The following is a 23,150-nucleotide window of genomic DNA, read 5'->3' on the forward strand; positions in this document are numbered from 1 at the left end:
CCTTTGAGCGCTGAGAAGAGCCGTAACTGGCCTCTCGATGGGAGGGCGGGGAGGCTAGCGGGAGGGCCAGTACCAGATGAGCAGCATCGTCACGAGGAAACCGGTCAGGAAGTTCAGCTTCAGGAACCGCTTCCACCCCGCATTGGCTTCCTCTGAGCGGTCGTCGCTAATGCTCAGGAACGGCAGCAGGTTCAGCAGGTACGGCACGGCCAGCAGTGCGCCGAGCAGCGCCGGCCAAGGCGTGAGGAGCATCAGTGCACCGGCTGCGGCGTAGGCACCGAACGCCAGCCGCACCACCGCCTTGCCTCCCAGGACCGTCGCAATCGAGGAGAGGCCGCCTTCGCGGTCCGGAATGATGTCCTGCACCGCACCGAAGGCCTGGCTCGCCATCCCCCAGAGGAAGAAGGCACCCAGCACGGCCCACAGTCCGGGGGTGAACCCGGCTCCCGCCAGCACCAGTGCATAAACCGCAGGAGACACGAAGTGCGTGCTGGAGGTGATGGAGTCAAGGAAGGGACGTTCCTTGAACCGCAGCCCCGGAGCACTGTAGGCGATGACCGCGAAGACGCTGACGGCCAGGACCAGCCAGGACAGCGGCGATCCCATCAGCGCCAGCACCACGAGGAACGGCACGTTGGTGGCCACAGCGGCCCACAGCGTGATCCGGTGGAACCTCCGGTCCAGCAGGGCACCCTCAACGCCGCCCTTCCGCGGGTTGCGAAGGTCCGATTCGTAGTCGAACACATCGTTGATGCCGTACATCGCCAGGTTGTACGGAATGAGGAAGTACAGCGTCCCGATGATCCAGGCCGTGTCAATGCCGCCTGTGGCCAGCAGGTAGGCCGCGGCAAACGGATACGCCGTGTTGACCCAGGACAGCGGCCGGGAGGAGACCAGCAGCATCCGCAGCGTGGATCCGGGCGTGCGGGTGGCTGGGGCGCTCATCGGGTTTCCTCCGGGCGGGTAGTTGGACGCGGGGACAGCAGTTCCCACAGAGCCGGCAGCAGGAGCACGGCGGCGAGCGGGTAGGCGAAGTCCTCCAGCGGCGCCAGCCCCAGGAACGCCCCGGAAATCCGCTCCGGGTTGTAGCCGAAGAGGTCCACCGCGATCATCAGGTTGTCAAAGACCGCGGTCAGCAGCAGCAGGACCGCTGCGGTGCCGGCGAGACGGAGCAGGAAGGAGCGGCTGCTGTGCCCGGCACGACGGCGGCGCAGCAGGGCCGCGGCCAGCACCAGGGCTGCGGGCAGCAGGAAACAGAGGTTCAGCAGCCAGTAGGTCACCGCTTCACCGCCTGATCCCTGCGGGTTCGCTCAAAGTGCGTGGCGGCAACCTTCAGCAGTCCAAAGAGCACCATCGTGAGGTAACAGAGGAACGCCAGGAAGAAAGCTTCCTCCAGCGGCAGGTGGGGCGCCAGTTCCACTCCCAGCATGAACCGGGTTTCGCCCCGGTAAAAGATGTCCAGCCCGATGCCGAACAGGTCCCAGACGAGGAAGAACGCCAGCCCGGCCGCCAGGACCACGGCGGCCCGCAGCGGGGCACCGGAGAAGAAAAACAGCTTGAAACGATGGTCCAGCAGCGCCATGCAGCCGATAGAGGCCAGCAGGAACAGCAGGTACAGGAACCCCATCAGCCGTGCCGTTCCGCCGCGGCGGCCGGTTCGGGCAGCGCCTCGGTACCCGTTTCGCCCCGCAGCCGCTTGAGCACGAGTTCCGCGCTGATCAGGCACATGGGCAGCCCAATGCCGGGCAGCGTGGACCCGCCGGCATAGAGAAGGTTTGTGACCTTGCGGCTGGCATTGGACCCGCGGAAAAAGGCGGACTGCTTCAGCACATGCGCCGGCCCCAGCAGGGTTCCGCGCCAGGAATTGAAGTCTGAGTGGAAGTCGCCCGGACCCACCGTACGGCGGACGGTGATCCGCTCGGCCAGGTCGGGGATGTCCGCCCAGGCAGCGATCTGCCCAATAACGGTGTCGGCCAGCTTCTCCAGCCCGGGGTCGCCGGCGCCGTCGATCCCTCCGGTGCCCAGGCCCGGGTCCGACGGGACCGGAACCAGGACAAACAGGTTCTCCTGGCCCGCCGGTGCTGCGTCGGCGTCGGTCGCGGAGGGCCGGCAGATGTACAGGGAGGCAGGGTCGGGGACCTCGGTGCGCTTCCCAAAGATCTTCTCGAAGTTCGCTTTCCAGTCCTTGGTGAAGAGCAGCGTGTGGTGCAGCAGCTGGGGCAGTTCCCCGCGGACACCGAGGTGGAGCAGGATGCCCCCGGGACCCGGGATACGGGATTTCCAGTATTTTTCCGGGTAGGTCTGCAGCGCGGGTGGAAGCAGGGCGGTTTCTGTGTGGTGCAGGTCCGCGGCAGAGACCACCAGGTCAGCCTCGATCGTGGCGGGGTTGCCGGCGGCATCCCGGTACTCCACGCCCGTTGCCCGGGCACGCCGCCGGCCGTCCGGCTCCGTCCGGATACGCGTGACGTCCGCGTTGACTTGGACTTTCACGCCTTCGGATTCGGCGAGGGCTGCCATAACGGTAATCAGCCGGTGGAAGCCGCCCCGCGGGTAGAGCACACCGTCTTCCAGGTCCAGGCGGCTCATCAGGTGGTACATGCTCGGGGTCGTGAACGGGGAGGACCCCAGAAACACGGCCGGATAGCCCAGGATCTGCCGGATCCGAGGATCGGTGAACTTACCGGCCACGAAGGAACTCAGCGGCTGCAGCAGCAACCGGGCAAGCCGCGGGCCGCGGGAGAGCACATCGGGCCGGAGCAGCGGCAGGAAGGAGGCGAACGTGCTGTAGAGGAAGCGTTTCTTCGCCATGTCATAGACGTCGGCGGCCGAGTCCAGGTAGGCAGCCAGCCGGGCACCGGCTCCCGGCTCGAGCGATTCGAACAGGGCAATGTTCTTTTCCCGCGTAGCCTCCACGTCCACCGGAGCCCCGTCGCCCTCGAAGTACACCCGGTAGCCGGGATCCAGCTGCACGAGGTCCAGCTGCTCATCGGCGCTGGTTCCCAGCAGGCGGAAAAAGTGGTCAAAGACTTCAGGCATCAGGTACCACGACGGCCCTGTGTCGAACCGGAAGCCGTCAGTTTCCCAGCTGCCGGTGCGTCCGCCCACCGTCGCGTTCTTCTCCAGGACAGTGACATTGAGGCCGTCGCGGGCCAGCAATGCCGCTGTCGCCAGGCCCGTGATACCGCCGCCAATCACGACGGCGGTGCGTGGCCTGGTGGTCTTTTTTCTCATGGCGCCCTTTCGGCGTCGGGTGCGGTGGTCCGGGCCGTAGCGGCGCGGCGCAGGCGGTGGGTCACGACGGCTTCGGCGGCGATCCGCAGCTTCACGGGGTTGGGTACCCGGATTCTTGTGGTGCGAAGCAGGGACGCCGGGGTGCGGCGCAGCCGCCGGGCAAGTTCGGCGAAGAGTTCCTGTGCCAGGGCGACGGCGGCGCGGCACGCGCGCGGCAGCTCGTCAATGGCTGCGCCGGACACCCGCAGGTCCGCCTCGATGTCATCAAGGAGGCGGTGCTTGTCCTTCTCAGTGAAGGCATCCACGGTGACTCCGGGGAAGTAGCTGCGGCCCAGGGCCTCAAAATCCTCGGCAAGGTCGCGGAGGAAGTTCACTTTCTGGAACGCGGCACCCAAACGCTGCGCCCCTTCACGCAGCTGCTTTTCCTGGTCGTCGGGGAGCTCGATTCCGTCCAGGAAACACTGCAGGCACATCAACCCCACCACCTCGGCGGAGCCGTACACGTAGTCGTCAAAGGTGACCTGAGTGTGTTCGGCGCGGGTGAGGTCTGCCCGCATGGAGGCGAAGAAGGGAGCCGTCAGGTCGGTTCCGATGCCGGTGCGGCGCGCGGTCAGGGCGAAGGCATGGACCACCAGGTTGACGCTGTACCCGGTCTTGATGGCGTTGGCGGTTTCGGCTTCGAGATCGTCGAGCATGCGGCGGATCGCGTCCGGAGGAATACTCGCTGCCGACGCCACGCCGTCGACGATTTCATCTGCCAGACGGACCAGGGCGTACACCGTTTCGATCTGCCGGCGCGTCTGCGGGGGCAGCAGCCGCGAGGCCAGGCCGAACGACGTCGAATAGGCCTTGATCATGACTGCTGCTGTTTCGGCTGCAGCCCGGTTGTAGAGGGGAAGTCCCGTTTCGTGCGGCATGCTCACCGGCCCCGGTTCACGGAGCTGGAGACGATGTCCTCCAGCGCGGCAGCCAGGCCGGCGGGGACGTCGCTGCTGGCCAAGTGGCTGCGGGCACTGGAGGCGTAATGTGCTGCCAGGTTCTGGGCGTAGTCCTGGGCGCCGCAGTCAACGAGGATCTCCCGGGCACGGTCGGCGTCGGCTGGACGCATGTCCGGACGGCCGATGAGCCCTGACAGTTCAGCCCAGCAGGGTGTCTGCGCGGCGTAGGCGATCAGGACGGTGCGCTTGCCTTCGCGCAGGTCGCCCATGCTGGATTTCCCGGTGGCGCTTTCGTTGCCGAAGACACCCAGGAGGTCATCAACCACTTGGTAGGCGATTCCGGTGTCGCGGCCGAACCGGCCAAGGGCCGCGACGGCGTCAGCACCGGCACCGGCGAGCACGGCACCGGCCCGCAGCGGTGCTTCGAAGGAGTACACCGCAGTCTTCAGCCGTTCCATGTCCAGGATCTCGACGACGGGCGGTGCTCCCGGCGAGAAGGAGAAGTCGACGTCGATCAGCTCTCCGCCGGCGGAAGCAAAGACCGCTTCGTCCAGGATTCCCGCGAGCATCTCCCTGGTTCCCGGATCCGTAGTCACCGAATCGAGCATCCTGAACGCACCGGTCAGAGCCAGGTCTCCGGCGATGACGCCGACGGACAGGCCGCGGTGGCGTGCGACCTCTGCGGGCTCGCCGGCCGTTTCGGCCATCCTGCGGTAGACGCCGGAGACGTTGTCCTGGCCGCGGCGGACAAAATCGAGGTCGATGACGTCGTCATGGACGATCAGCGCGGTGTGCAGGAGTTCGAAGGCAGCGCCGACCCGTGCCGCAGCTTCAAGGTCCGTTCCGCCCAGCTGGGTGTAGGCCGCCAGGACGATCTGCGGACGGAGCCGCTTGCCGCCGACGGTGGATTTTTCGAGCGTCTCCCAGAGGCTAAGGTAGCTGGAACTGATACGCTCCGCGCGGTCCTTGGCCGCGGCGAAAAACCCGTCCAGGACACGGTCCACCTGCTTTTGGCCAATTCTCTCGTCAAGCAAGTGTTCTGTCTCCATGCATAAAGTAAACACGCTCATCGTTAGGGGAAGAAATGCCGCAACGCCGGGAAGAAGTCATTTTGGTAGATAACGGGGGCCAAATGATAGGTACCGCAGACAAGTCGACGGTTCACACGGCAAATACTCCCCTGCACCTTGCCTTTTCGACGCACGTCTACCACCCGGACGGACGCCTGCTGGTGACGCGCCGGGCGCTGGAAAAGCTGACCTGGCCCGGGGTTTGGACGAACTCCTTCTGCGGCCACCCGGGGCCCGGGGAAGCCACGGAAGATGCAGTGGTGCGCCGGGCCGAACGTGAGCTGGGGCTGCGGCTGCGGGACATCGCCGTCGCCCTTCCGGATTTCCGCTACCGCGCCGTGGACGCGTCCGGTGTGGTCGAAAACGAGATCTGCCCGGTGTTCACCGCTGTGGCGGAGGCTGATCCGGTGCCCGCCGCGGATGAGGTCATGGACTGGATCTGGGCCGATCCCCGCCAGCTGGCGGAGTCAGTGCGCCTGACCCCGTGGGCCTTCAGCCCTTGGCTGGTGCTTCAGCTGCCGCTGCTGTACCCCGAAAACGCCTGATCCAGCGCTCCCACGGGGCCTCGAGGCGCCAGTGCACCGCCAGGGTGTGGAAGGCACGCCTGAACCTGCGGAGCAGGTTGGCCCGTCCGAGAACGGCCCGCGGTGCCATGCCGACAACCAGGGAACGGTCCCACGCGCAGCGGTAATCCAGGCAGAGGTGGGCGGAGAGGCACACGTCGTCGTGCTGTTCGGCGTCGGTCCGGTGGACCGCTTCCCGAACCGCCCGCCAGGCCGTGGACCGCATCGCCAGGTTGGAGCCGAACAGCGGCCGGCGCGCGAGCGCCAGGCGCATCGCCTGGTAGTACGAACCCAGATAGAGCCAGCTCAGCAGGAGCCCGAGCCAGCGGGGAAAACCGTAGAATCGTCCGGGTCCGCTGAGGGCAGCCAGCTCCGGGTCAGCGGCGAAATGTTCTGCTATCCGCTGAATCCAATCAGGGGGCAGGACACAGTCAGCGTCGCAGCGGGCTATCACGTCGCCGCGGGCGGCGTCGTAGCCGGCGGCTGCCGCTGCCGGAATCCCCGGGAGCCCTTCGAAGACAACCCGGGCATTGAATTCAGCCGCCACTTCGGCACTGTTGTCCGTGCTGTTGTTGTCCACCACCACGATTTCCAGGGGTCTCACCGCCTGCTCGGCCAGGGACGCGAGGCAGCCGCGCAGGGCTTCGGCGTCGTTGAGGCAGGGAATGACAACGCTGACGGCGGGCAGCAGGGCGGGCGCAGGCATGTCAGCGATCCTACGTGCAATCGCGGGTGCCGGTTCCGAACCGGATGCTGTGCCTGCCCGGCCGCCCTCGGATACCGTGGCTTTATGATCGACGCACTCCTCCGCAGACCTGCCAGTGGAGCGGAAGTGTTTTCGGATGCAGTACGCCTCCTGGGAGCGGCCCGCTTGCTGGCCGCTCTGCTGCTGTTGGGCCCGGTGGAAGCCGCGCTTTTTGCGCTGGTGCTGATGGGGCTCCTCGTATCGCGGTGCCTGCCTGCCGCGCCCCTGTTCGATTCGCTGTACGGTCTGACCCTGCTGGTTGCCGCATGGAGCAGCGTGCTGGACCTCTACGCCAGCATCGGCTGGTGGGACCTGGCCGTGCACTTCGCGGCCACCGGAACCATCGCTGTCATGGCCTGGTACCTCTTGGCAGCCTTCGGCGTGGTGACGTGCCGTCCCTCGTCGGGCCGCATCCTCCCCGCCGTCGCCGTTCCCGCCGTCGTGGTCTCCCTGGGGCTGGCGCTGAGCGTGCTCTGGGAGTTCGGCGAATGGTGGGGCCACACCTACGTTGATGACACCATCAACGTCGGCTACCAGGACACCATGGGCGACCTGGCAGCCGGCGGGCTGGGAGCGCTGCTCTCCGGCATCCTCCTGGCGCGGCTCCTGCGCCGGGAACAGGAGACCGCACCGGGATTAGCTCCCCGTGCGCCGCTTCAGCGCCGATTCCAGCGCTGAAACCAGCGCATAAAGCACTATCGAGGCGAGCGTGACCACGACGACGCCGGCCCACACATGGTCATACCGGGCGCGGGAAACCGCGGAAACTATTCCGTAACCCAGGCCCTGTCCCGTAGCAAGCCACTCGGCCAGCAGCGCACCGGTGAGGGCACCCGGAATCGAGACCCGCAGCGCAGTAAAGAACGCGGGAGCACAGGACGGCAGCGCCACTTTCCGGAACGCATCGAGCCGGCTTCCCCCGTAGACGTGAACCACTTCCAGCATGGCCGGGGACGCCGACCGAAGCCCCGCCACAATCGTCACCAGAGCCGGGAACAGGACGACGATCCCGCCCATGGCGGCCACGGCGGCTTCCTGCCTGCCAAAAACCAGGATGATGACCGGTGCCAGGGCCACCAGCGGGACCGAACGCAGCAGCATGGCCATTGGCATCAGCGCCTGTTCCACGCCGCGGAACAGGGTGAAAACGCAGGCCCCGGCGACGGCGGCCAGCATACCCGCGCTGAACCCCATCGCGGCGTCCAGCAGGGTCTGTCCCAGCTGGCCCAGAACAAGCGCCCGGTTCTCCGCAGCATCGGCGTCCAGGAAGAGATACCGCCACACATCCAGCGGCCCCTTGCCGATGTAGCTGGATACCCCAAAGACCTCCAGCATTCCCAGCCACAGTCCGGCCACCACCAGCAGGGAGACTGCCAGCCCGCCGGCTATCCGGCCGGCACCGCGTACAGCCGTGCCCATCAGAGGCCTCCTGCCCGTACACCCGACGCCCACGGCGCCGCGATCCGGGACGCAAGTCCCAGGAGGGCATAGGTGCCTCCGGCCAGGACGGCACACGCCAGCGCGACACCCCAAACCCTGGCTACCTCCAGCGTCTGCTGCGCGTTGACCATGGCCGGTCCCAGGCCCCGGTCCACCCCGCCCACATATTCGCCGAGGACGGCGCCGAGCAGGGCTGCCGGTGCTGCGATCTTCAGTGCCGCAAACACGGATGGAACAGCGGCAATGAGCCTGACTTTGAGAAGCTGGTGGATCCGGCGGCCGCCGAAGACAGTCACGACGTCGAGGCAGGCCTTGTCAGCAGCCTTGAGCCCGGCGAGTGCACTGACCATGGTCGTGAAGAACACCGAAAGCGCTGCCAGCGCGACGGCGGTCCCCGAGGGGTCCCCGGTCCGCGGCGGTCCCAGCACAATAAAGATCACGGGCCCAATCGCCACTACCGGAAGGCAGTAGGTGACCACCGCGAGCTGCACGGCGAGGCGTTCGGCCTGCGGGACCAGCAGTACCGCAAACGCCAGGGCCAGGGCCAGGGCGTTTCCCCAGGCATAGCCCGCGCCGGCTTCGGCCAGGGTGACTGACGCATTCCGCCAGTAGAAGCCGAACCCGTCTTCCCCCATCTGGGACAGGACCTGCCACGGGGTCGGGATGGCACCGGGTGCTCCGCCGCCCGGAGATCCGATCCCCCGCAGGAACGTGGCGGCGCCGATCCACCAGAGGGCCAGGAGCGCAGCCGAGCCCAGTACGCCAACACTCCACGGTGGCAGGGGCGCGCGCCTCAATGCGCCTCCCCGGATCCGAAAAGCAGTTCCGAGGCGTGGTCGTGCAGGGCATGGAACTCCGGGGTACGCATCATGTCCGGGGTCCGGGGCCGGGGAAGGTCCACACTGATGACTTCCTTGACCCGTCCGGGGCGTGCACTCATGACCGCCACCGTGTCGGAGAGGAAGATGGCCTCGGAGATGCCGTGGGTAACCATGAGGGTGGTGGCGGGCTTTTCCGTCCAGATCCGCAGCAGCTCCAGATTCAGCCGCTGGCGGGTCATGTCATCCAAGGCGCCGAACGGTTCGTCCAGGAGGAGCACCGACGGTTTCAGCACCAGGGCCCGGGCAATCGAGACGCGCTGCCGCATTCCGCCGGACAGCTGTGCCGGACGGGCTTTCTCGAATCCCTCGAGCCCCACGAGCCGGATCAGTTCCCGGATGTGGGCATCGTCAGCCGGCCGGCCGGAGACTTCGAGCGGCAGCCGGATGTTGGAGTAGACGCTGCGCCACGGCAGCAGGGCCGAATCCTGGAACGCAATACCCAGTTCGTGCCCCCGGCGGAGATCCTGGGGCGTCCGGCCGTCCACCATGACCTCCCCGGTGGTCGGTGTCTCCAGTCCGGCGAGGATGCGCAGGACAGTGGACTTTCCGCAGCCCGAAGGTCCCAGGAGCGAGAGGAAGGATCCCCGTGCCGTCTCCAGGTTGGTTTCTTCCAGGGCGGTGACGATGTTCCTCCCGGTGCGGAAGGTCTTGCCCAGATTCTGCAGCCGGATGCCGCTGCCCGGTCCGGCTGGTGCGCGCGCCGCCGGAGCCGGTACGGCGGCATCAGTGGCTGGCAGGGAGGCCGGGACGGCTTCAGGGGCGTGCGCAGCCATCTACTTCAGCTCCGGGTTTTCCTCGTAGACCTCAGCGAGCAGGCTCAGGTCGAACACGTCTTCCTTTGCGAGGTCGTATCCGGCCAGCTTGAGGATGGCCAGATTGTCCTCGATCAGCTCGTCGCTGATAGTGAACAGACCGTTGGCCTCGGTTTCCTCAGTGACAACGAGCTTGGAGTTCTGTTCCTCGGCCTGCATCTTTTCCTTGGCGAGGTCAAGGTTCAGGTCCGCGCCGTAAACCTCCACCGCAAGCCGGGCCGACTCATCGGGATCGGCGACGGCGTCCTTCCATCCGCGGAGCGTGGCGCGGAGGAATGCCTTGAGCTCATCGCGCCGGGTCTCGATGTTCTCATCCGTGGTTACGAAGCTCTCGGCGATAAACGGCAGCCCGTTGTCCGCGAAGGGAAGGACTGCGGTCTTGTGCCCCGACAGCTCGAGCGTCAGGACCTCATTGGTGAGGTAGCCGAAGAACCCGTCCACGTCGCCATTGATCAGCGGCTGCGGGTCGTACTGCACCGGAACCTTCTCCAGCGAGGACGGATCGATCCCGTTGACCTCCATCAGTGCGTCGAACAGGGTTTCGTTCACACCGGCTTGGACACCGATCCGCTTGCCTTCCAGGTCCGCGGGTGCGGTGATGGGGTTGCCGTCCAGCGAAACGATCGCGAACGGATTCTTTTGGTAGGTGGTGCCGATGATCTTCAGCGGTGCGTCTTCCTCGACAATCACCGGTGCCACGCCCATGGGGCTCGAGGTGCCCACCAGGGCTCCGCCGGAGAGGACCATTGTTTCAGACGAGGTTCCGCCCGGACCGCCGGCAATGAGGTTCACTTCGCTGAAGCCGGCTTCATCGTAGTACCCGTTGGTGTCGGCGAAGTACTCGCCGGCAAACTCGGCGTTCTTGATCCAGGACAGGTTGAGGTCAAGGGTCCCGTAATCGCCTTCGCCGGCACCGGCTTCTGCTTCGGAGCCTCCGCACGCAGTGACCAGCAGCAGGCTGGACACTGCCGCCGTGGCCGCGAGGACGCGGACAGCCGTGAGACGTTTTTGCAGGCGTGAGGTGATGGCCATGGGTACCGGACTTTCCTTAGGTGCGGGTGATAACCACTGAGCCTAGGAAGGGATTGTTTCTACAGCCGGCCAGCCGCGTTACATTGCTGTAAACGAGCGGTTACCCCTAGGGTCCGGCCTTGTAGAACCGCACACAGCAAAGGGCCCGCCGCGGCACGGTGGCTGCGGCGGACCCTCAGGACAGGATGCCCGTTACTTGCTGGAGTAGCGGGCGTGCTCCTCATGGGCACGAGCCACCTCGGCGCGGATCTCCTCGATGTCCTTGACCTTGTCCCGGTATTTCTTGTCCATCTGCAGGATCTGCTTCTCTTCCCCGCAAAGGGCACGGTAGATGCGCTCGCGTTCGGATTCATCCGAAGTGTAGGAGAGGTCCAGGTAGTCGTTGGCGTGGCGGCGGGCATTGTTCACGGCCGTCTGTGCCTTGCCTGCGGGGCTGACCAGGGACGCGACGACGGTGACGGCCAGGACGCCGATAATCACGCTCAGGGACAGTCCGGTGCTTACCTCTACTACCTCAACGTGCTCGCCGTTGTTGATGAACCACAGGGTGTTCTCGTGCAGCGCGTGGAGGACCAGCTTCACGCCGATGAAGGCCAGGATCGCGGCCAGGCCGTAGGAGAGGTAGATCAGGCGGTCCAGCAGGCCGTCGATCAGGAAGTAAAGCTGGCGCAGACCCATCAGGGAGAACGCAGTGGCCGTGAAGACGATGAAGGTGTTCTGCGTCAGGCCGAAGATGGCCGGAATGGAGTCCAGCGCGAAGAGGATGTCCGTGCCGCCGATGGCCACCATGACCAGCAGCATCGGGGTAAGGACCTTCTTGCCGTTCTCAACGGTCATCAGCTTGTCGCCGTCGTAGTGGTCGGTGGTGGGCAGCACGCGCTTGGCAATGCGGATGATGAAGTTGTTGGCCTCATCCTTCTCGCTGTCTTCGGGCTTGAGCAGGTTGCCCGCGGTGATCAGCAGGATCAGGCCGAAGAGGTAGAAGATCCAGGAGAAGGAGTTGATCAGGGCCGCGCCCAGGAAGATGAAACCCGTCCGGGCGATCAGGGCGAAGACAATGCCGAAAAGCAGGACCTTCTGCTGGTCCTCCCGGGGCACCCGGAAGGAGGCCATGATGATCAGGAAGACAAACAGGTTGTCCACCGAAAGGGCCTTCTCCGTGATGTAGCCGGCGAAGTACTCACCGCCCATGGTGACCCCGCCGAAGACCAGCACCAGGACGCCGAAGACGATGGCCAGGCCCACGTAGATGGAGGACCAGACGGCCGCTTCCTTCAGCGTGGGGATGTGCGCCTTGCGGATGTGGAAAAAGTAGTCGAAGGCCAGCAGGCCGAGGATGACGACGATCGTCACACCCCAGATCAGGGGGGAAACAGTCATGGGTTCTCTGCTTTCGTAGGGTACGCCAAGGGACCGTAAGTCTCTCCGGCAGCCGCTGGCTGCCCGCAAACCCCGGACGGGCGTCGGTGCCCTACGTGTTGACGAGGTATTGCATGGGTGGATACTCCCCTACGAACGCTCCACTTTACCCGAAGCCCGCGCCCTGCCGCGACGTCCACCGCTCAGTCCCCCTTGCCGTTCACGGAACCGGACCCGGGCAGGGGTGTTTCGAGCAGGACGAGATCCGCCGGGGTGTCTATGTCCAGGCTCTCGGGCTCGCTGCCGCACTCCACCAGGTCCACCAGGCCCGGGTGGGCGGCCAGGAACGTCCGGGCTCCGGAGTCTCCGCGCGCACCGGCAGCAGCGGCCCGGGCCAGCTGCGGGGCGAACAGCACGGGATGGCCGCGTTTGAGTTTCCCGTTTTCCAGCCGGTACCCCGCGCAGGAGACACGCGCGGGCGCTCCGCGGGAGATCAGGCGGGCTACGGTCTGCACGCTCAGCCCCGGCTGGTCCGAAAGCGCGACGAGGACCGGTTCCTCCGGCGCCAGCCGCAGTGCCTCCGCCGTGCCGGCACGGAAGGAGGAACCCATTCCGGTTTCCCAGTCCGGGTTCGTCAGGACATGGGTACCGGCGAGGTTGGCCGTGGCCCGGACCCGCCGCGATTCGGCCCCAAGAACCACGATGACGCGCGAACAGCCGCCGCCCGCCAGTACACCGGCAATGTGCTCGATGAGGGGAGCACCGTTAAACGGCAGCAGCGCCTTGGGGCCCAGCCCCAGGCGGGTTCCGCTCCCTGCCGCCAGGAGAACCGCACTAACCATGTCCCGAACACAAACACACCGGGTGCCTTAACCACAACTGCCGCACACGGATGAACCTGTGCGGCAGTTGCATGGGGCCGGGTGGACGCCGGCGGCCGGGCGGACTCAGCCCTCGCAGTCCCTGCAGTACTTCGTGCCGTTTTTCTCCAGTGCGAACTGGGATCGGTGGCGGACCAGGAAGCAGGAACCGCAGGTGAATTCGTCCTCCTGGGCGGGCACTACCCGGACCAGGAGCTCTTCGCCGGACAGATCGGCCCCCGGCAGTTCGAAGGCTTCGGCAGCTTCGGATTCGTCGACGTCAACTACGGCAGACTGCTTGTCGACCCGGCGGGTCTGGAGTTCCTCAATGGACGCAGTCCCGGTGTCCTCTTCAGTCTTGCGCGGTGCGTCATAATCCGTAGCCATGTCCAGGCTCACTCTCCAATGCGTGGTGGGTGGGGTCGATCCAAGCAACCCGATGGTAACCGGTACCCCCGGTACCGGAGGTGCAACAGCGCAATATACGCGACACATTGCGCTGTTCGCGCAAAAGCGGACGCCGCCCGAAGGTCCAGCCCTGAAGAAAGCCGGTGAGCTGGACAGCACTATGCCCGCCCCGGATTCCGGGACGGGCATAGTGCTGATAATCCTGGCTGGCAGCAGCCAGGCCCAGCCGGCTACTTGCCGTCAGGCTGGGGACGTGCCGGATCCATGGAGGACCCGCCGCCGGAGGTGTGCGAACGGTCGGCCGGGTTCGATGTACCCGCCACGGAGGAAGCTCCGCCGCCGTTTGAGCTGCTGGAGCCCGAACCGCCGCCCGACGTGCCGGTCACGCTGTCCTTGGCCCCAGAGGCCGCTTCCTTGGCCGAGGATGCAGCATCCTTAGCCACCGAGGAAGCCTTTTCCTGGATCCCCGGCGCCTTCTGCTTTGCCCACTCGGTGCCATGGTTCACGGTGTCCTGCACCTTGGGATCGTTCCACAGCGCCTTGATCTTCTCCCGGCCGGCCTGGGAACCAATCAGGTATCCAACGCCAATTCCTGCCAGGAAAGTCATCTTCTTAACCATGGTGCTCCTCATTCCCGCCCCGTCCGAGGCATCATGATGTACCGGTCCTCCCCGCAGCGGAACACCGCCGCAAGGAATTAAACAGCAACCTTACTACCTGTTTCCCGTCAGGGCACATCCATCAGCCGCGACCGGATCAGGAAACGTTTCCCCTCCGGCGCCTCGACGGAAAAACCGCTTCCGCGTCCGGCAACGACGTCGATGGTCAGGTGGGTGTGCTTCCAGTACTCAAACTGTTCGGCCGACATCCAGAACCCGATCTCTCCGCCGTCGAGGTTGAAGGTGCCGAGCAGCACATCCGCTTCGGAAGTAATGAAGTCCCCTTCGGGGTAACACATCGGCGAGGAACCATCACAGCACCCGCCGGACTGGTGAAACATCAACGGCCCGTGCTGCTCCTTCAGCGATCTCAGCAGGTCCCGCGCCGCGGGCGTCAGCCCCACCCGGGAAACAGTTTCCCCGGGCAGGGCCGGCGCAGCGTCCAGGACCGCGTCCTGTACCGGTTCCATCAGTACTGGACCACCACCCGTCCGTCGATCCGGCCGGCAGCCAGTTCGTCGAAGACGTCGTTGATGTCACCGAGCGGACGCGTGGCGATCTTCGGGTGGATGAGGCCCCTGGCATAGAAGTCCAGTGCCTCGACCATGTCCTGGCGGGTCCCCACGATTGAGCCGCGGATAGTCAGGCCCTTGAGCACGATGTCGAAGATCGGCGCCGGGAAATCCCCCGGGGGCAGGCCGTTGAAGACGATCGTTCCGCCCCTGCGGGCCATTCCGATGGCCTGGCCAAAGGCAGAGGGGTGCACCGCCGTCACCAGCACGCCGTGCGCTCCCCCTGTCTGCGCCTGGATGGCTTCCACCGGATCCTCGTTCAGGGCATTGACCGTGACCTCCGCACCGAATTCGCGCGCCAGCGCCAGTTTGTCATCAGCAATGTCCACGGCCGCGACCCGCAGTCCCATCGCTTTGGCATACTGCACGGCAACATGCCCCAGTCCGCCGATTCCGGAGATGACTACCCACTGCCCCGGCCGGGTGTCAGTCACTTTCAGCCCTTTGTACACCGTGACGCCGGCACAAAGCACCGGTGCGACCTCCACCGGGTCCGCCCCCTCTGGAATGTGCGCCGCGAACTTCTCATCCACCAGCATGTACTCGCCGAAGGACCCGTTGACGGTGTAGCCGCCGTTCTGCTGCTGCTCGCAGAGTGTTTCCCAGCCGGTGCGGCAGTATTCGCAGACGCCGCAGGCGGACCACAGCCACGCGTTGCCCACCATGTCCCCTTCCTTCAGCGCGGTCACGCCTTCGCCGAGCGCAACCACACGACCCACGCCCTCGTGTCCCGGTATGAAGGGCGGGCTGGGCTTCACCGGCCAGTCCCCCTGTGCAGCATGCAGGTCCGTGTGGCACACGCCGGTGGAAATGAGCTTGACCAGGACCTGTCCCGGGCCGGGGCTCGGAACATCGTTTTCTCCCACGGTGAGCGGTTCGCCCAGGGTGTTGACGACCGCGGCCTGCATGCGTTCCATGTCGATCTCCTTCTTTGGGGGTGTACTGCTGGGGGGACTGGCGGTGGAACCGGACTGATTAGAAGAAGCCCTGCTTGGATTCGGCGTAGCTGACCAGCAGGTTCTTGGTCTGCTGGTAGTGGTCCAGCATCATGGCGTGGTTCTCGCGTCCGATGCCGGAAGACTTGTAGCCGCCGAACGCCGCGTGCGCGGGGTAGGCGTGGTAGTTGTTCACCCACACGCGTCCGGCCTGGATATCCCTGCCGGCCCGGTAAGCAGTGTTGCCGTTCCGGGACCAGACGCCGGCACCGAGGCCGTAGAGGGTGTCATTGGCAATGGACAGGGCCTCACCGTAGTCCGAGAAGCGCGTCACCGACACCACCGGCCCGAAAATCTCCTCCTGGAAGATGCGCATGTTGTTGGTGCCCTCAAACACGGTCGGCTCAACGTAGAAGCCACCCGCCAGGTCGCCGTCGAGCATGTTGCGCTGTCCGCCGGCCAGGACCTTGGCGCCTTCCTGCCCGGCAATGTCCATGTAGGAGAGGATCTTCTCCAGCTGGTCGTTGGATGCCTGGGCGCCCACCATGGTGTTGGTGTCCAGCGGGTTGCCTTGGATCATCTGTGCGGTCCGGGCGAGGGCGTCGCTCATGAAGCTGTCGTACATGGATTCCTGCACGAGTGCCCGGGAAGGACAGGTGCAGACCTCGCCCTGGTTGAGGGCGAACATGTTGAAGCCTTCCAGCGCCTTGTCGTAGAAAGCATCATCCTGGGCGGCCACGTCGGCGAAGAAGATATTGGGGCTTTTTCCGCCGAGCTCCAGGGTGACCGGAATGAGGTTCTGGCTGGCGTACTGCATGATCAGGCGTCCCGTGGTGGTCTCACCCGTGAAGGCGATCTTCCGGATCCGCTTGGAGGAGGCCAGCGGTTTTCCGGCTTCCACGCCGAAGCCGTTGACGATGTTCAGCACGCCTGCGGGCAGCAGGTCCGCAATCAGTTCCGCCAGCACCAGGATGGACGCGGGAGTCTGCTCGGCGGGCTTGAGGACGACGGCGTTGCCTGCCGCGAGCGCCGGAGCCAGCTTCCAGGTGGCCATGAGGATAGGGAAGTTCCAGGGGATGATCTGCCCGACGACGCCGAGCGGCTCGTGGAAGTGGTACGCCGTGGTGTTGTCATCGATCTGGGACAGCGTGCCTTCCTGGGCACGGATGGCACCGGCGAAGTACCGGAAGTGGTCCACGGCCAGCGGCATGTCGGCTGCAAGGGTCTCCCGGACCGGCTTGCCGTTGTCCCAGGTCTCGGCGACGGCCAGCATCTCGAGGTTTTCCTCGATCCGGTCGGCGATGCGGTTCAGGATATTTGCCCGCTCCGCCACGGAGGTCTTGCCCCACGACGGCGCTGCCTTGTGCGCTGCATCCAGCGCGAGGTCGATGTCCTCGGACGTGCCGCGGGCGACTTCGCAGAAGACCTTGCCTGTCACCGGTGAAACGTTCTCAAAGTAGCCGCCCTTAACCGGGGCGACCCATTCTCCCCCGATCCAGTTCTCGTAGCGGGGCTTGAATGAAACAAGTGCCTCGCCCTGTCCGGGCTGCGCGTAAACGGTCATGACTTGTCTGCTCCTCATTTGAGCGTTGGTACACGACCTCGGTGTCGTGTTCCGTCGGTGAACCGAACAGTACGCAGGCAGACGTAGCATCTGCGTAGCAGACAGGTTTGCGCACCGTCTGGCGGGTTTCGGCAGACAGGATTATGGTTACCTGGGGCAATTTCTCACTGATCGAGATATAAGGAAAGCTAATGAGTTCCGAACTTAGTGGCAGCAGTACCGCACCGAAGGCCAGCCGCTACATCCGCTACCGCTGGTGGGGCCTGCTGGCCATTAGCCTCGGGGTAGCGATGATCATCATGGACGCCACGATCGTGTCCGTGTCTGTTCCCTCGATCGTCGGAGACCTGGGCATCTCCAGTACCGAAATCCAGTGGGTTCAGGAGATTTACACCCTGCTCTTCGCCGCCCTGCTGCTGACCTGGGGCCGGATTGCGGACCGGGTGGGCCGGCGCCGGATCATGCTGATCGGCGTCGTGGTCTTTGTCGCCGCCTCGGTGCTGTGCGCGCTCGCCGAATCCGGCGGGATCCTGATCCTGGGCCGTGCGCTGCAGGGCCTGGGAGGGTCCATGATCCTGCCCACCACCCTGGCGCTGTTGAATGCGAACTTCCAGGGCCGGGACCGCGGCATTGCCTTCGCGGTCTGGGGATCCACGATCGGCGGCATGGCAGCCATCGGCCCGTTGCTGGGCGGCTGGCTGACCGAGAATGCGAGCTGGCGCTGGGCCTTCGGCATCAACATTCCGGTGGGCGTTCTGGTAGTTGCCGGGCTGCTGCTGTTCGTGGCGGAATCCTCGGAAGCCGTTACCGGCGCCGCCCAGCGGCTGGACCTCGGCGGCGCCGCACTGTCCATCCTGGGCTTCGGCGCGCTGGTCTTCGGGCTGATCGAGGGCCGCAGCTACGGCTGGTGGAACGCCACCGAGGATGCACCGTTCCAAGTTGGGTCCCTCTCCCCCGTGCCGGTGGCCTTTGCAGTGGCCGTGGCGGCACTGGCCTGCTTCGTGCTGCTTGAGCGATCACGGACCGCGGCGGGCAAGGGGGTCATCCTGGACCTCTCCCTGTTCCGCATCCCGTCCTTCGCCAACGGCAACGTGACCGCACTGATTGTGAGCTTCGGTGAGTTCGGACTGATCTTGTCCCTGCCGCTGTGGTTCCAGAACGTGCTGGGCTACACCGCCTTCCAAGCCGGCCTGGCATTGCTCCCCCTGGCGGCCGGTTCGTTCCTTGCCTCCGGCGGCGTCGCCTCGCTGGCCAGGAAGTACAGTCCCGTGGTGGTGGTGCGGATGGGCCTGGCCCTGGAAATCCTCAGCATCGCCGCGCTTGCCCTGCTCATCCGTCCGGACAGCACCGCCTGGCTCACTTCCCCGATCCTGCTCTTCTACGGCATCGGCGTCGGCCTGGCCACCGCACAGCTGACCTCGGTGATCCTGGCCGAGGTTCCCCTGGCCAAGAGCGGCCAGGGCTCCGCCACCCAGAGCACGGCCCGGCAGACGGGCTCGGCCCTGGGCATCGCGGTACTGGGAACGGCGTTCTTCACCACGCTGCGCACCGGAACCGAGAACCAGGTTGCTGATGCGGTTGCCGGGGCACCCCAGCTTGCCGGAGCCGTTGATTCGGTGAATGCCACCTCGGGCGGCAGCATCACGGCCCTGGCAGCAGATCCCCAGACTGCCTTCATTGCCGATGCCGCCCGGGATGCCATGACCAGCGGCGCATCCCTGGCCGGCTGGATTGCCGCCGGGGCGCTGCTCATCGGTTTCCTGACCAGCCTGCGGATCAAACCGGTCACCGGGCCGCAGGCCGGCGAGCCTGCCGGCGTCCGGGCAACGGATCACGGCGGAGAAGCCCGCTCCTAGGCCAGTTCGCGTTCGATCCGCTGCAGCCCCGCGACTACCGCCGCCCGTCGCGGGGAGCGCGGGGGCAGCAGCTGCAGCGCCAGGCGCCAGGCCTCGGCGTCGTACGCTGCTTCGTCGAGCTCGAGGTACTGCAGTACCGTCTCGACTCCGGCTTCAGCCAGAACTGCCTCGCGCAGTTCAGCGCTCAGCCTCCGCCGCAGTTCCACGATGCCCGGAGCCAGGGAATGCGGCAGCACGGGGCCTTTGTAGATGTTCAAAGCCAACCGGTGCGCGCCGCGGGAGAGGCAGGCGCGGACCTGCCCGGCGTCGAGCACCAGATCCGCCGGCAGGCGGTACGGCCGTGACTCGGGCACAATCCGTGCCGATGCCGAACGGGAAAGGAGCTTGCGCAGCCGCAGCATTTCGGCCCGGACACTGCCCACCGAGGCTTCCTCCGGATACGCAAGCACCGCCAGTTCCTCGGCCGTAAGACCGCGCGGGTGCAGGGCCAGCAGGGTCATCAGTTCCGAATGGCGCTGGCTTAGCTGCAGCCTGGTTCCGTCCACGCACAGCACGGCGGCATCTGCCCCGAGGATTTGCAGGCTGTCCTGGTACAGCCCGGGCCGCGCCTCCCGGGCCGTACTGGTCCGCCGCCCCTGGGGCCGCTGCTGGCTCTGCAGGCGTTCGACCCGCAGCTGGGCTGTGGCGGCAGCGACGGCTGCTTCGACCAGAGCGAGGGTGTGGACGGCGACAGCTTCTTCCTTGCCGGTAATATCCACTACGCCCAGCACGCTCCCGGAATCGGGGTCGTGGACGGGAACCGCGGTGCAGGACCAGGGATGCACCTGGGGGCTGAAGTGCTCGGCTCCCGCAATCTGCACACTGTGCCCGGTCACAAGGGCGGTACCCGGAGCACTGGTGCCGATCGAGTTTTCAGACCAGTCGGTTCCGGGCATGAACATCATGCCTTCCGCCCGGCGCAGCAGCTCGGGATCACCGTCGACCCACAGCAGCCGTCCCAGCTGATCCCCTACTGCCACCAGCAGCCCGCTGTCCTTGCCGGGTTCAACCAGCAGGCGCTGGATGACGGGCATGATCGATGCCAGCGGGTGGGAGGCGCGGTAGGCGGCCAGTTCGTCGCCGTCGAACACCAGGGCAGGGGCAGCCGCATCCGGATCAGGCAGGTGTCGCAGCGACCGCTGCCAGGATTCCAGGACCCCGGGCCGCAGCACATCCAGCACCCGGCCCTGCGTCCGCAGGTTTTCGTGCGCCAGCCAGGCGTCCTGCTGGAGTGATTCCGCCGTCCGGGGCTTCCGCCCGTGCACGGCTCTTCGAGTGTGCTGCACCGTCCAACCTATCCGCACTGATAAGGAGACCGCTCACGCCGGCAGTCCTTTGCCGGGGCAGCCAGGGGCTGCCCGTCCATGGTGACACGGCTCACGTTCGAGTACCAGCCTTACAGCGGTGCCGGCCCTCAACAGGACCGGGTCACGACGGCGTGCAGTGCCCCGTTAAACGTCTGTTGCCAGGGCGCGTGGTGCACCCTGGCAACAGATCTGCTCAGGCGAGGAGGAACGGGAGGCGGCAGTTAGCCGGCGTCGCCGCGGGAGATCCGGGTCATTTCCTCGCGGTCCACGACTTTGACTCGCTCACGGACCAGCTCGCCGATTCCGGGATCCCCGTGGACGTAGCTCGCGCCGAGGGACTTTTCGTAAGCGTCCAGCCGCTTCCACCCTTCCCAGGTGGTGTACTCGACGCCGCGCTCTTCCAGCAGCGAGATGATGGCACCGGGATCCGGTTCTTCGGCTGCGGGGAGGGTGCGCCGGTCCTCCAGCAGGTAGCCGATGGTCTCCAGTGCATCACCCTTGGTGTGGCCGATCAGGCCGACCGGTCCGCGTTTGATCCAACCAGTCGTGTAGATGCCGGGAACCGGTTCGCCGCTGGTGTCCACCACGCGGCCGCCTTCGTTGGGGATCACGCCGCGGCGGGAATCGTAGCCAACCTCAGGCAGCTCGGACCCGAAGTAGCCGACGGCGCGGTAGACGGCCTGGACCGGGTAGTCCACGAATTCTCCGGTGCCGCGCGCGTTGCCGGTGCCGTCAAGTTCGGTGCGTTCCATCTTGATGCCGGCAACCTTGCCGGGAGCGGACGGATCTTCCTGGATCTCCACCGGCGAGTGCAGGAAGTGCAGGTGCAGCCGGCGGGAGGCACCCGTGTCCTGCTCCTCGACCAGCCAGTTGGTCAGGGTGTTGACCATGGTCTTGGTCTGGTTGTTGGTACGGATCTGCTCATCCGAGGCTTCGTCGAACTCGAAGTCCTCGGGATACAGAACGATGTCCACATCGCGCGAGTGCGAGAGTTCGCGCAGTTCCAGCGGCGTGAACTTCACCTGGGCCGGTCCGCGGCGGCCAAAGACATGGACGTCGGTCACCGGGGACTTCTTCAGGCCCTCATAAACGTTGGAGGGAATTTCGGTGGTCAGCAGGTCATCGGCATGCTTGGACAGGATCCGGGCGACGTCGAGGGCCACGTTGCCGTTGCCGATCACCGCGATCTCCCTGGCATCCAGCGGCCAGTCACGCGGCACGTCCGGGTTGCCGTCATACCAGGACACAAAGTCCGCACCGCCGAAGGAGCCTTCAAGCTCGATGCCCGGGATATCCAGGGGCGCATCCTTGAGCGCCCCGGTGGCAAAAATGATGGCGTCGTAGAAGTGCCGGAAGTCCTTGAGCGTGAGGTCTCGCCCGTAGTTCACGTTGCCGAGGAAGCGGATGTCGCCGCGGTCCAGGACCTTTTCCAGGGCGTTGACGATGCCTTTGATACGCGGGTGGTCCGGGGCCACTCCGTAGCGGATCAAGCCATAAGGTGCCGGGTACTGGTCGAAGAGGTCGATGCTGACTTCGAAGTCGCGGTCGGCTTTGGTCAGGATGTCTGCCGCGTAAACGCCGGCCGGACCAGCACCGATAATCGCGACCCGCATGGGACGGTTCGAGCTGTCCGGAGCTGAGTTAGACACGTATAGTCCTTCTTCTTGGGAGTCGTGGCACGCAATAGGCGCACAGTTATCTATTCTAATTGCCCCTGATCAAGCCGTCTAAATGACAAGCCTGCCGACCGGGGGAATACGCGCAGGGCGTAGCGCGTTGCATCGCGTATGCCCCATGAGCCGACAGCCGGCGCTTCTGCCGCCGATGCACCCGTTTCTTCCCCCGCGACCTCCGCGGACCCGCCTGCAGCCGTCCGGGATAGGGCAGGAAACCGCACCCCGGTGCCGGGCCATGACGAGAAGCTCAGCGGATCGGGCCTGCTTTTTGGAATTGGTGCGTATGGAATCTGGGGATTCCTGCCGCTTTACTTCCTGCTCTTGGAGCCTGCCGGCGCTTTGGAGATTGTGGCGGCACGGATCGTCTTCTCGCTCGTGTTCTGCGCTTTGCTGCTTTCGGTCATGCGCTCCTGGCACAAGGTCCTGGCTGCCGGACGCGACCTTCGCCTGCTCGGCACGCTCAGCCTGGCGGCAGTTCTCATCGCGGTGAACTGGCTCGTTTTTGCCTGGGCAGTCCTGAACGGCCATGCCGTCGAGGCGGCACTTGGCTACTTCATCAATCCGCTGGTCTCCGTGCTCCTGGGCGTATTCCTCCTCAAGGAGAAGCTGCGGCCGCTGCAGTGGGCCGCCATAGCCGTCAGTTTCATTGCCGTGCTGGTCCTGGCCCTGGGCTACGGCAACGTGCCCTGGGTGTCCCTGGCCCTTGCCTTCAGTTTCGGGTTCTACGGCCTGGTCAAAAAGGGCGTGGGAGGAAAGGTTGACGCCGTTTCCAGCCTCTCGATCGAAACTGCCGTCCTCGTCCCGGTTGCCGCCGCAGTACTGGTGGTGATGTTCCTGAACGGCAGCGGTACCCTGCTGAGCTTCGGACCCGCCCACTTCTGGCTGCTCGCAGGGTCGGGGATCGCCACCGCGGTGCCGCTCATCTTCTTTGGCGCGGCCGCAGGCCGGCTGCCGCTGACCACGATCGGCATGCTGCAGTATCTGGCGCCCATCCTGCAGTTCACCATGGCCCTGCTGGTCTTCCACGAGGCCATGCCGCCGGAGCGCTGGGCCGGTTTTGGGCTGGTCTGGCTGGCACTGGCGATACTCAGCCTCGACATGCTGGGATCCCAGCGCCGGACCCGGCTGCGCAGGGCAGCCCTGTCGTAGGGTCTTTTCCCTTCCTGCCCGCCCGGCCGGAAGGGCACAGACACAGACGAACGG

24 protein-coding genes are annotated in these 23,150 nt (G+C 65.7%); 4 read left to right on the plus strand and 20 right to left on the minus strand.

The window, feature by feature from the left end; translation table 11 throughout:
- Positions 1–54: 54 nt before the first annotated feature.
- Genes TVB01_RS09890 through TVB01_RS09915 form a run of 6 tightly spaced genes read right to left on the minus strand, consistent with a single transcriptional unit; the run spans position 55 to position 5,203 of the window.
- Positions 55–945 (minus strand): prenyltransferase, encoded by an 891-nt coding sequence (locus TVB01_RS09890; protein WP_422455726.1) that lies wholly within the window; start codon positions 943–945, stop codon positions 55–57.
- Positions 942–1,280, minus strand: coding sequence for a lycopene cyclase domain-containing protein (locus tag TVB01_RS09895; RefSeq protein ID WP_422455727.1), 339 nt, complete (start codon positions 1,278–1,280; stop codon positions 942–944). The genes TVB01_RS09890 and TVB01_RS09895 overlap by 4 nt, the downstream gene beginning before the upstream one ends.
- Positions 1,277–1,627, minus strand: coding sequence for a lycopene cyclase domain-containing protein (locus TVB01_RS09900; RefSeq protein WP_422455728.1), 351 nt, complete (start codon positions 1,625–1,627; stop codon positions 1,277–1,279). The genes TVB01_RS09895 and TVB01_RS09900 overlap by 4 nt, the downstream gene beginning before the upstream one ends.
- Positions 1,627–3,231: a phytoene desaturase family protein gene (gene crtI / locus TVB01_RS09905; protein WP_422455729.1), complete on the minus strand. Its 1,605-nt coding sequence runs from the start codon at positions 3,229–3,231 to the stop codon at positions 1,627–1,629. The genes TVB01_RS09900 and crtI overlap by 1 nt, the downstream gene beginning before the upstream one ends.
- On the minus strand, positions 3,228–4,148 hold the full coding sequence (locus TVB01_RS09910; RefSeq protein WP_422455730.1) for a phytoene/squalene synthase family protein: 921 nt from the start codon (positions 4,146–4,148) through the stop codon (positions 3,228–3,230). Before TVB01_RS09910 ends, crtI begins: the two co-directional genes overlap by 4 nt.
- Positions 4,149–4,150: 2 nt before the next feature.
- Positions 4,151–5,203, minus strand: a complete 1,053-nt coding sequence (locus TVB01_RS09915; RefSeq protein WP_422455731.1) for a polyprenyl synthetase family protein — start codon at positions 5,201–5,203, stop codon at positions 4,151–4,153.
- Positions 5,204–5,253: 50 nt separating this feature from the next.
- On the opposite strand from TVB01_RS09915, the gene idi reads away from it, so the two are divergent.
- On the plus strand, positions 5,254–5,784 hold the full coding sequence (gene idi / locus TVB01_RS09920; RefSeq protein ID WP_422455732.1) for an isopentenyl-diphosphate Delta-isomerase: 531 nt from the start codon (positions 5,254–5,256) through the stop codon (positions 5,782–5,784).
- On the opposite strand, the gene TVB01_RS09925 is transcribed toward idi, so the two are convergent.
- Entirely contained in the window at positions 5,732–6,508 is a 777-nt protein-coding gene (locus TVB01_RS09925; RefSeq protein WP_422455733.1) for a glycosyltransferase family 2 protein, read from the minus strand. The two genes, idi and TVB01_RS09925, sit on opposite strands and share 53 nt — an antisense overlap.
- A gap of 84 nt (positions 6,509–6,592) precedes the next feature.
- On the opposite strand from TVB01_RS09925, the gene TVB01_RS09930 reads away from it, so the two are divergent.
- Positions 6,593–7,225, plus strand: coding sequence for a hypothetical protein (locus TVB01_RS09930; RefSeq protein ID WP_422455734.1), 633 nt, complete (start codon positions 6,593–6,595; stop codon positions 7,223–7,225).
- Here TVB01_RS09930 and TVB01_RS09935 read toward each other — a convergent pair.
- The 11 genes from TVB01_RS09935 to TVB01_RS09985 form a co-directional block, all read right to left on the minus strand.
- The gene (locus TVB01_RS09935) at positions 7,184–7,966 is read right to left on the minus strand and encodes an ABC transporter permease (RefSeq protein WP_422455735.1); all 783 of its coding nucleotides are present in this window, start codon (positions 7,964–7,966) and stop codon (positions 7,184–7,186) included. The two genes, TVB01_RS09930 and TVB01_RS09935, sit on opposite strands and share 42 nt — an antisense overlap.
- Positions 7,966–8,784: an ABC transporter permease gene (locus TVB01_RS09940; protein ID WP_422455736.1), complete on the minus strand. Its 819-nt coding sequence runs from the start codon at positions 8,782–8,784 to the stop codon at positions 7,966–7,968. Before TVB01_RS09940 ends, TVB01_RS09935 begins: the two co-directional genes overlap by 1 nt.
- The gene (locus tag TVB01_RS09945) at positions 8,781–9,641 is read right to left on the minus strand and encodes an ABC transporter ATP-binding protein (RefSeq protein ID WP_422455737.1); all 861 of its coding nucleotides are present in this window, start codon (positions 9,639–9,641) and stop codon (positions 8,781–8,783) included. The genes TVB01_RS09940 and TVB01_RS09945 overlap by 4 nt, the downstream gene beginning before the upstream one ends.
- A complete protein-coding gene (locus TVB01_RS09950) occupies positions 9,642–10,712 on the minus strand; it encodes an ABC transporter substrate-binding protein (RefSeq protein ID WP_422455738.1) in 1,071 nt (356 codons plus the stop codon).
- Between the two features lie 192 nt (positions 10,713–10,904).
- Positions 10,905–12,092, minus strand: a complete 1,188-nt coding sequence (locus TVB01_RS09955; RefSeq protein ID WP_422455739.1) for a TerC family protein — start codon at positions 12,090–12,092, stop codon at positions 10,905–10,907.
- A 182-nt stretch (positions 12,093–12,274) separates the two neighbouring features.
- Entirely contained in the window at positions 12,275–12,913 is a 639-nt protein-coding gene (locus tag TVB01_RS09960) for a nucleotidyltransferase family protein (RefSeq protein ID WP_422455740.1), read from the minus strand.
- Between the two features lie 105 nt (positions 12,914–13,018).
- On the minus strand, positions 13,019–13,318 hold the full coding sequence (locus TVB01_RS09965; protein WP_422455741.1) for a DUF4193 domain-containing protein: 300 nt from the start codon (positions 13,316–13,318) through the stop codon (positions 13,019–13,021).
- A gap of 251 nt (positions 13,319–13,569) precedes the next feature.
- Positions 13,570–13,959 carry a hypothetical protein gene (locus TVB01_RS09970; protein WP_422455742.1) on the minus strand — a complete coding sequence of 130 codons (390 nt, stop codon included), beginning with the start codon at positions 13,957–13,959 and terminating at the stop codon, positions 13,570–13,572.
- Between the two features lie 107 nt (positions 13,960–14,066).
- Positions 14,067–14,468: a DUF779 domain-containing protein gene (locus tag TVB01_RS09975; RefSeq protein ID WP_422455743.1), complete on the minus strand. Its 402-nt coding sequence runs from the start codon at positions 14,466–14,468 to the stop codon at positions 14,067–14,069.
- Positions 14,468–15,487: an alcohol dehydrogenase AdhP gene (adhP, locus tag TVB01_RS09980; protein ID WP_422455744.1), complete on the minus strand. Its 1,020-nt coding sequence runs from the start codon at positions 15,485–15,487 to the stop codon at positions 14,468–14,470. Before adhP ends, TVB01_RS09975 begins: the two co-directional genes overlap by 1 nt.
- 58 nt (positions 15,488–15,545) lie before the next feature.
- A complete protein-coding gene (locus TVB01_RS09985) occupies positions 15,546–17,069 on the minus strand; it encodes an aldehyde dehydrogenase family protein (protein WP_422455745.1) in 1,524 nt (507 codons plus the stop codon).
- 191 nt (positions 17,070–17,260) lie between these two features.
- On the opposite strand from TVB01_RS09985, the gene TVB01_RS09990 reads away from it, so the two are divergent.
- On the plus strand, positions 17,261–18,925 hold the full coding sequence (locus tag TVB01_RS09990) for a DHA2 family efflux MFS transporter permease subunit (RefSeq protein WP_422455746.1): 1,665 nt from the start codon (positions 17,261–17,263) through the stop codon (positions 18,923–18,925).
- On the opposite strand, the gene TVB01_RS09995 is transcribed toward TVB01_RS09990, so the two are convergent.
- Together TVB01_RS09995 and TVB01_RS10000 are read right to left on the minus strand one after the other, a co-directional pair.
- The gene (locus TVB01_RS09995) at positions 18,922–20,229 is read right to left on the minus strand and encodes a GAF domain-containing protein (protein ID WP_422455747.1); all 1,308 of its coding nucleotides are present in this window, start codon (positions 20,227–20,229) and stop codon (positions 18,922–18,924) included. The genes TVB01_RS09990 and TVB01_RS09995 overlap by 4 nt on opposite strands.
- Positions 20,230–20,492: 263 nt before the next feature.
- A complete protein-coding gene (locus tag TVB01_RS10000) occupies positions 20,493–21,920 on the minus strand; it encodes an FAD-dependent oxidoreductase (RefSeq protein WP_422455748.1) in 1,428 nt (475 codons plus the stop codon).
- Positions 21,921–22,058: 138 nt separating this feature from the next.
- On the opposite strand from TVB01_RS10000, the gene rarD reads away from it, so the two are divergent.
- A complete protein-coding gene (gene rarD / locus TVB01_RS10005) occupies positions 22,059–23,096 on the plus strand; it encodes an EamA family transporter RarD (protein WP_422455749.1) in 1,038 nt (345 codons plus the stop codon).
- The last annotated feature ends 54 nt before the right edge of the window (positions 23,097–23,150 follow it).

The sequence above is a fragment of the Arthrobacter sp. 7Tela_A1 genome (assembly GCF_049311065.1).
Lineage (GTDB): Bacteria > Actinomycetota > Actinomycetes > Actinomycetales > Micrococcaceae > Arthrobacter_B.

What these genes read in the sequence shown, in the direction of transcription:
- TVB01_RS09945 (WP_422455737.1), bottom strand. Translation starts at nt 9,641, where the DNA reads ATGGCTGCGCACGCCCCTGAAGCCGTCCCGGCCTCCCTGCCAGCCACT.
- TVB01_RS09910 (WP_422455730.1), bottom strand. Translation starts at nt 4,148, where the DNA reads ATGCCGCACGAAACGGGACTTCCCCTCTACAACCGGGCTGCAGCCGAA.
- TVB01_RS09975 (WP_422455743.1), bottom strand. Translation starts at nt 14,468, where the DNA reads ATGGAACCGGTACAGGACGCGGTCCTGGACGCTGCGCCGGCCCTGCCC.
- TVB01_RS09950 (WP_422455738.1), bottom strand. Translation starts at nt 10,712, where the DNA reads ATGGCCATCACCTCACGCCTGCAAAAACGTCTCACGGCTGTCCGCGTC.
- TVB01_RS09960 (WP_422455740.1), bottom strand. Translation starts at nt 12,913, where the DNA reads ATGGTTAGTGCGGTTCTCCTGGCGGCAGGGAGCGGAACCCGCCTGGGG.
- TVB01_RS09900 (WP_422455728.1), bottom strand. Translation starts at nt 1,627, where the DNA reads ATGGGGTTCCTGTACCTGCTGTTCCTGCTGGCCTCTATCGGCTGCATG.
- TVB01_RS09965 (WP_422455741.1), bottom strand. Translation starts at nt 13,318, where the DNA reads ATGGCTACGGATTATGACGCACCGCGCAAGACTGAAGAGGACACCGGG.
- TVB01_RS09930 (WP_422455734.1), top strand. Translation starts at nt 6,593, where the DNA reads ATGATCGACGCACTCCTCCGCAGACCTGCCAGTGGAGCGGAAGTGTTT.
- idi (WP_422455732.1), top strand. Translation starts at nt 5,254, where the DNA reads ATGCCGCAACGCCGGGAAGAAGTCATTTTGGTAGATAACGGGGGCCAA.
- TVB01_RS09985 (WP_422455745.1), bottom strand. Translation starts at nt 17,069, where the DNA reads ATGACCGTTTACGCGCAGCCCGGACAGGGCGAGGCACTTGTTTCATTC.
- TVB01_RS09990 (WP_422455746.1), top strand. Translation starts at nt 17,261, where the DNA reads ATGAGTTCCGAACTTAGTGGCAGCAGTACCGCACCGAAGGCCAGCCGC.
- adhP (WP_422455744.1), bottom strand. Translation starts at nt 15,487, where the DNA reads ATGGAACGCATGCAGGCCGCGGTCGTCAACACCCTGGGCGAACCGCTC.
- TVB01_RS09925 (WP_422455733.1), bottom strand. Translation starts at nt 6,508, where the DNA reads ATGCCTGCGCCCGCCCTGCTGCCCGCCGTCAGCGTTGTCATTCCCTGC.
- rarD (WP_422455749.1), top strand. Translation starts at nt 22,059, where the DNA reads ATGCCCCATGAGCCGACAGCCGGCGCTTCTGCCGCCGATGCACCCGTT.
- TVB01_RS09935 (WP_422455735.1), bottom strand. Translation starts at nt 7,966, where the DNA reads ATGGGCACGGCTGTACGCGGTGCCGGCCGGATAGCCGGCGGGCTGGCA.
- TVB01_RS09890 (WP_422455726.1), bottom strand. Translation starts at nt 945, where the DNA reads ATGAGCGCCCCAGCCACCCGCACGCCCGGATCCACGCTGCGGATGCTG.
- TVB01_RS09970 (WP_422455742.1), bottom strand. Translation starts at nt 13,959, where the DNA reads ATGGTTAAGAAGATGACTTTCCTGGCAGGAATTGGCGTTGGATACCTG.
- TVB01_RS09955 (WP_422455739.1), bottom strand. Translation starts at nt 12,092, where the DNA reads ATGACTGTTTCCCCCCTGATCTGGGGTGTGACGATCGTCGTCATCCTC.
- crtI (WP_422455729.1), bottom strand. Translation starts at nt 3,231, where the DNA reads ATGAGAAAAAAGACCACCAGGCCACGCACCGCCGTCGTGATTGGCGGC.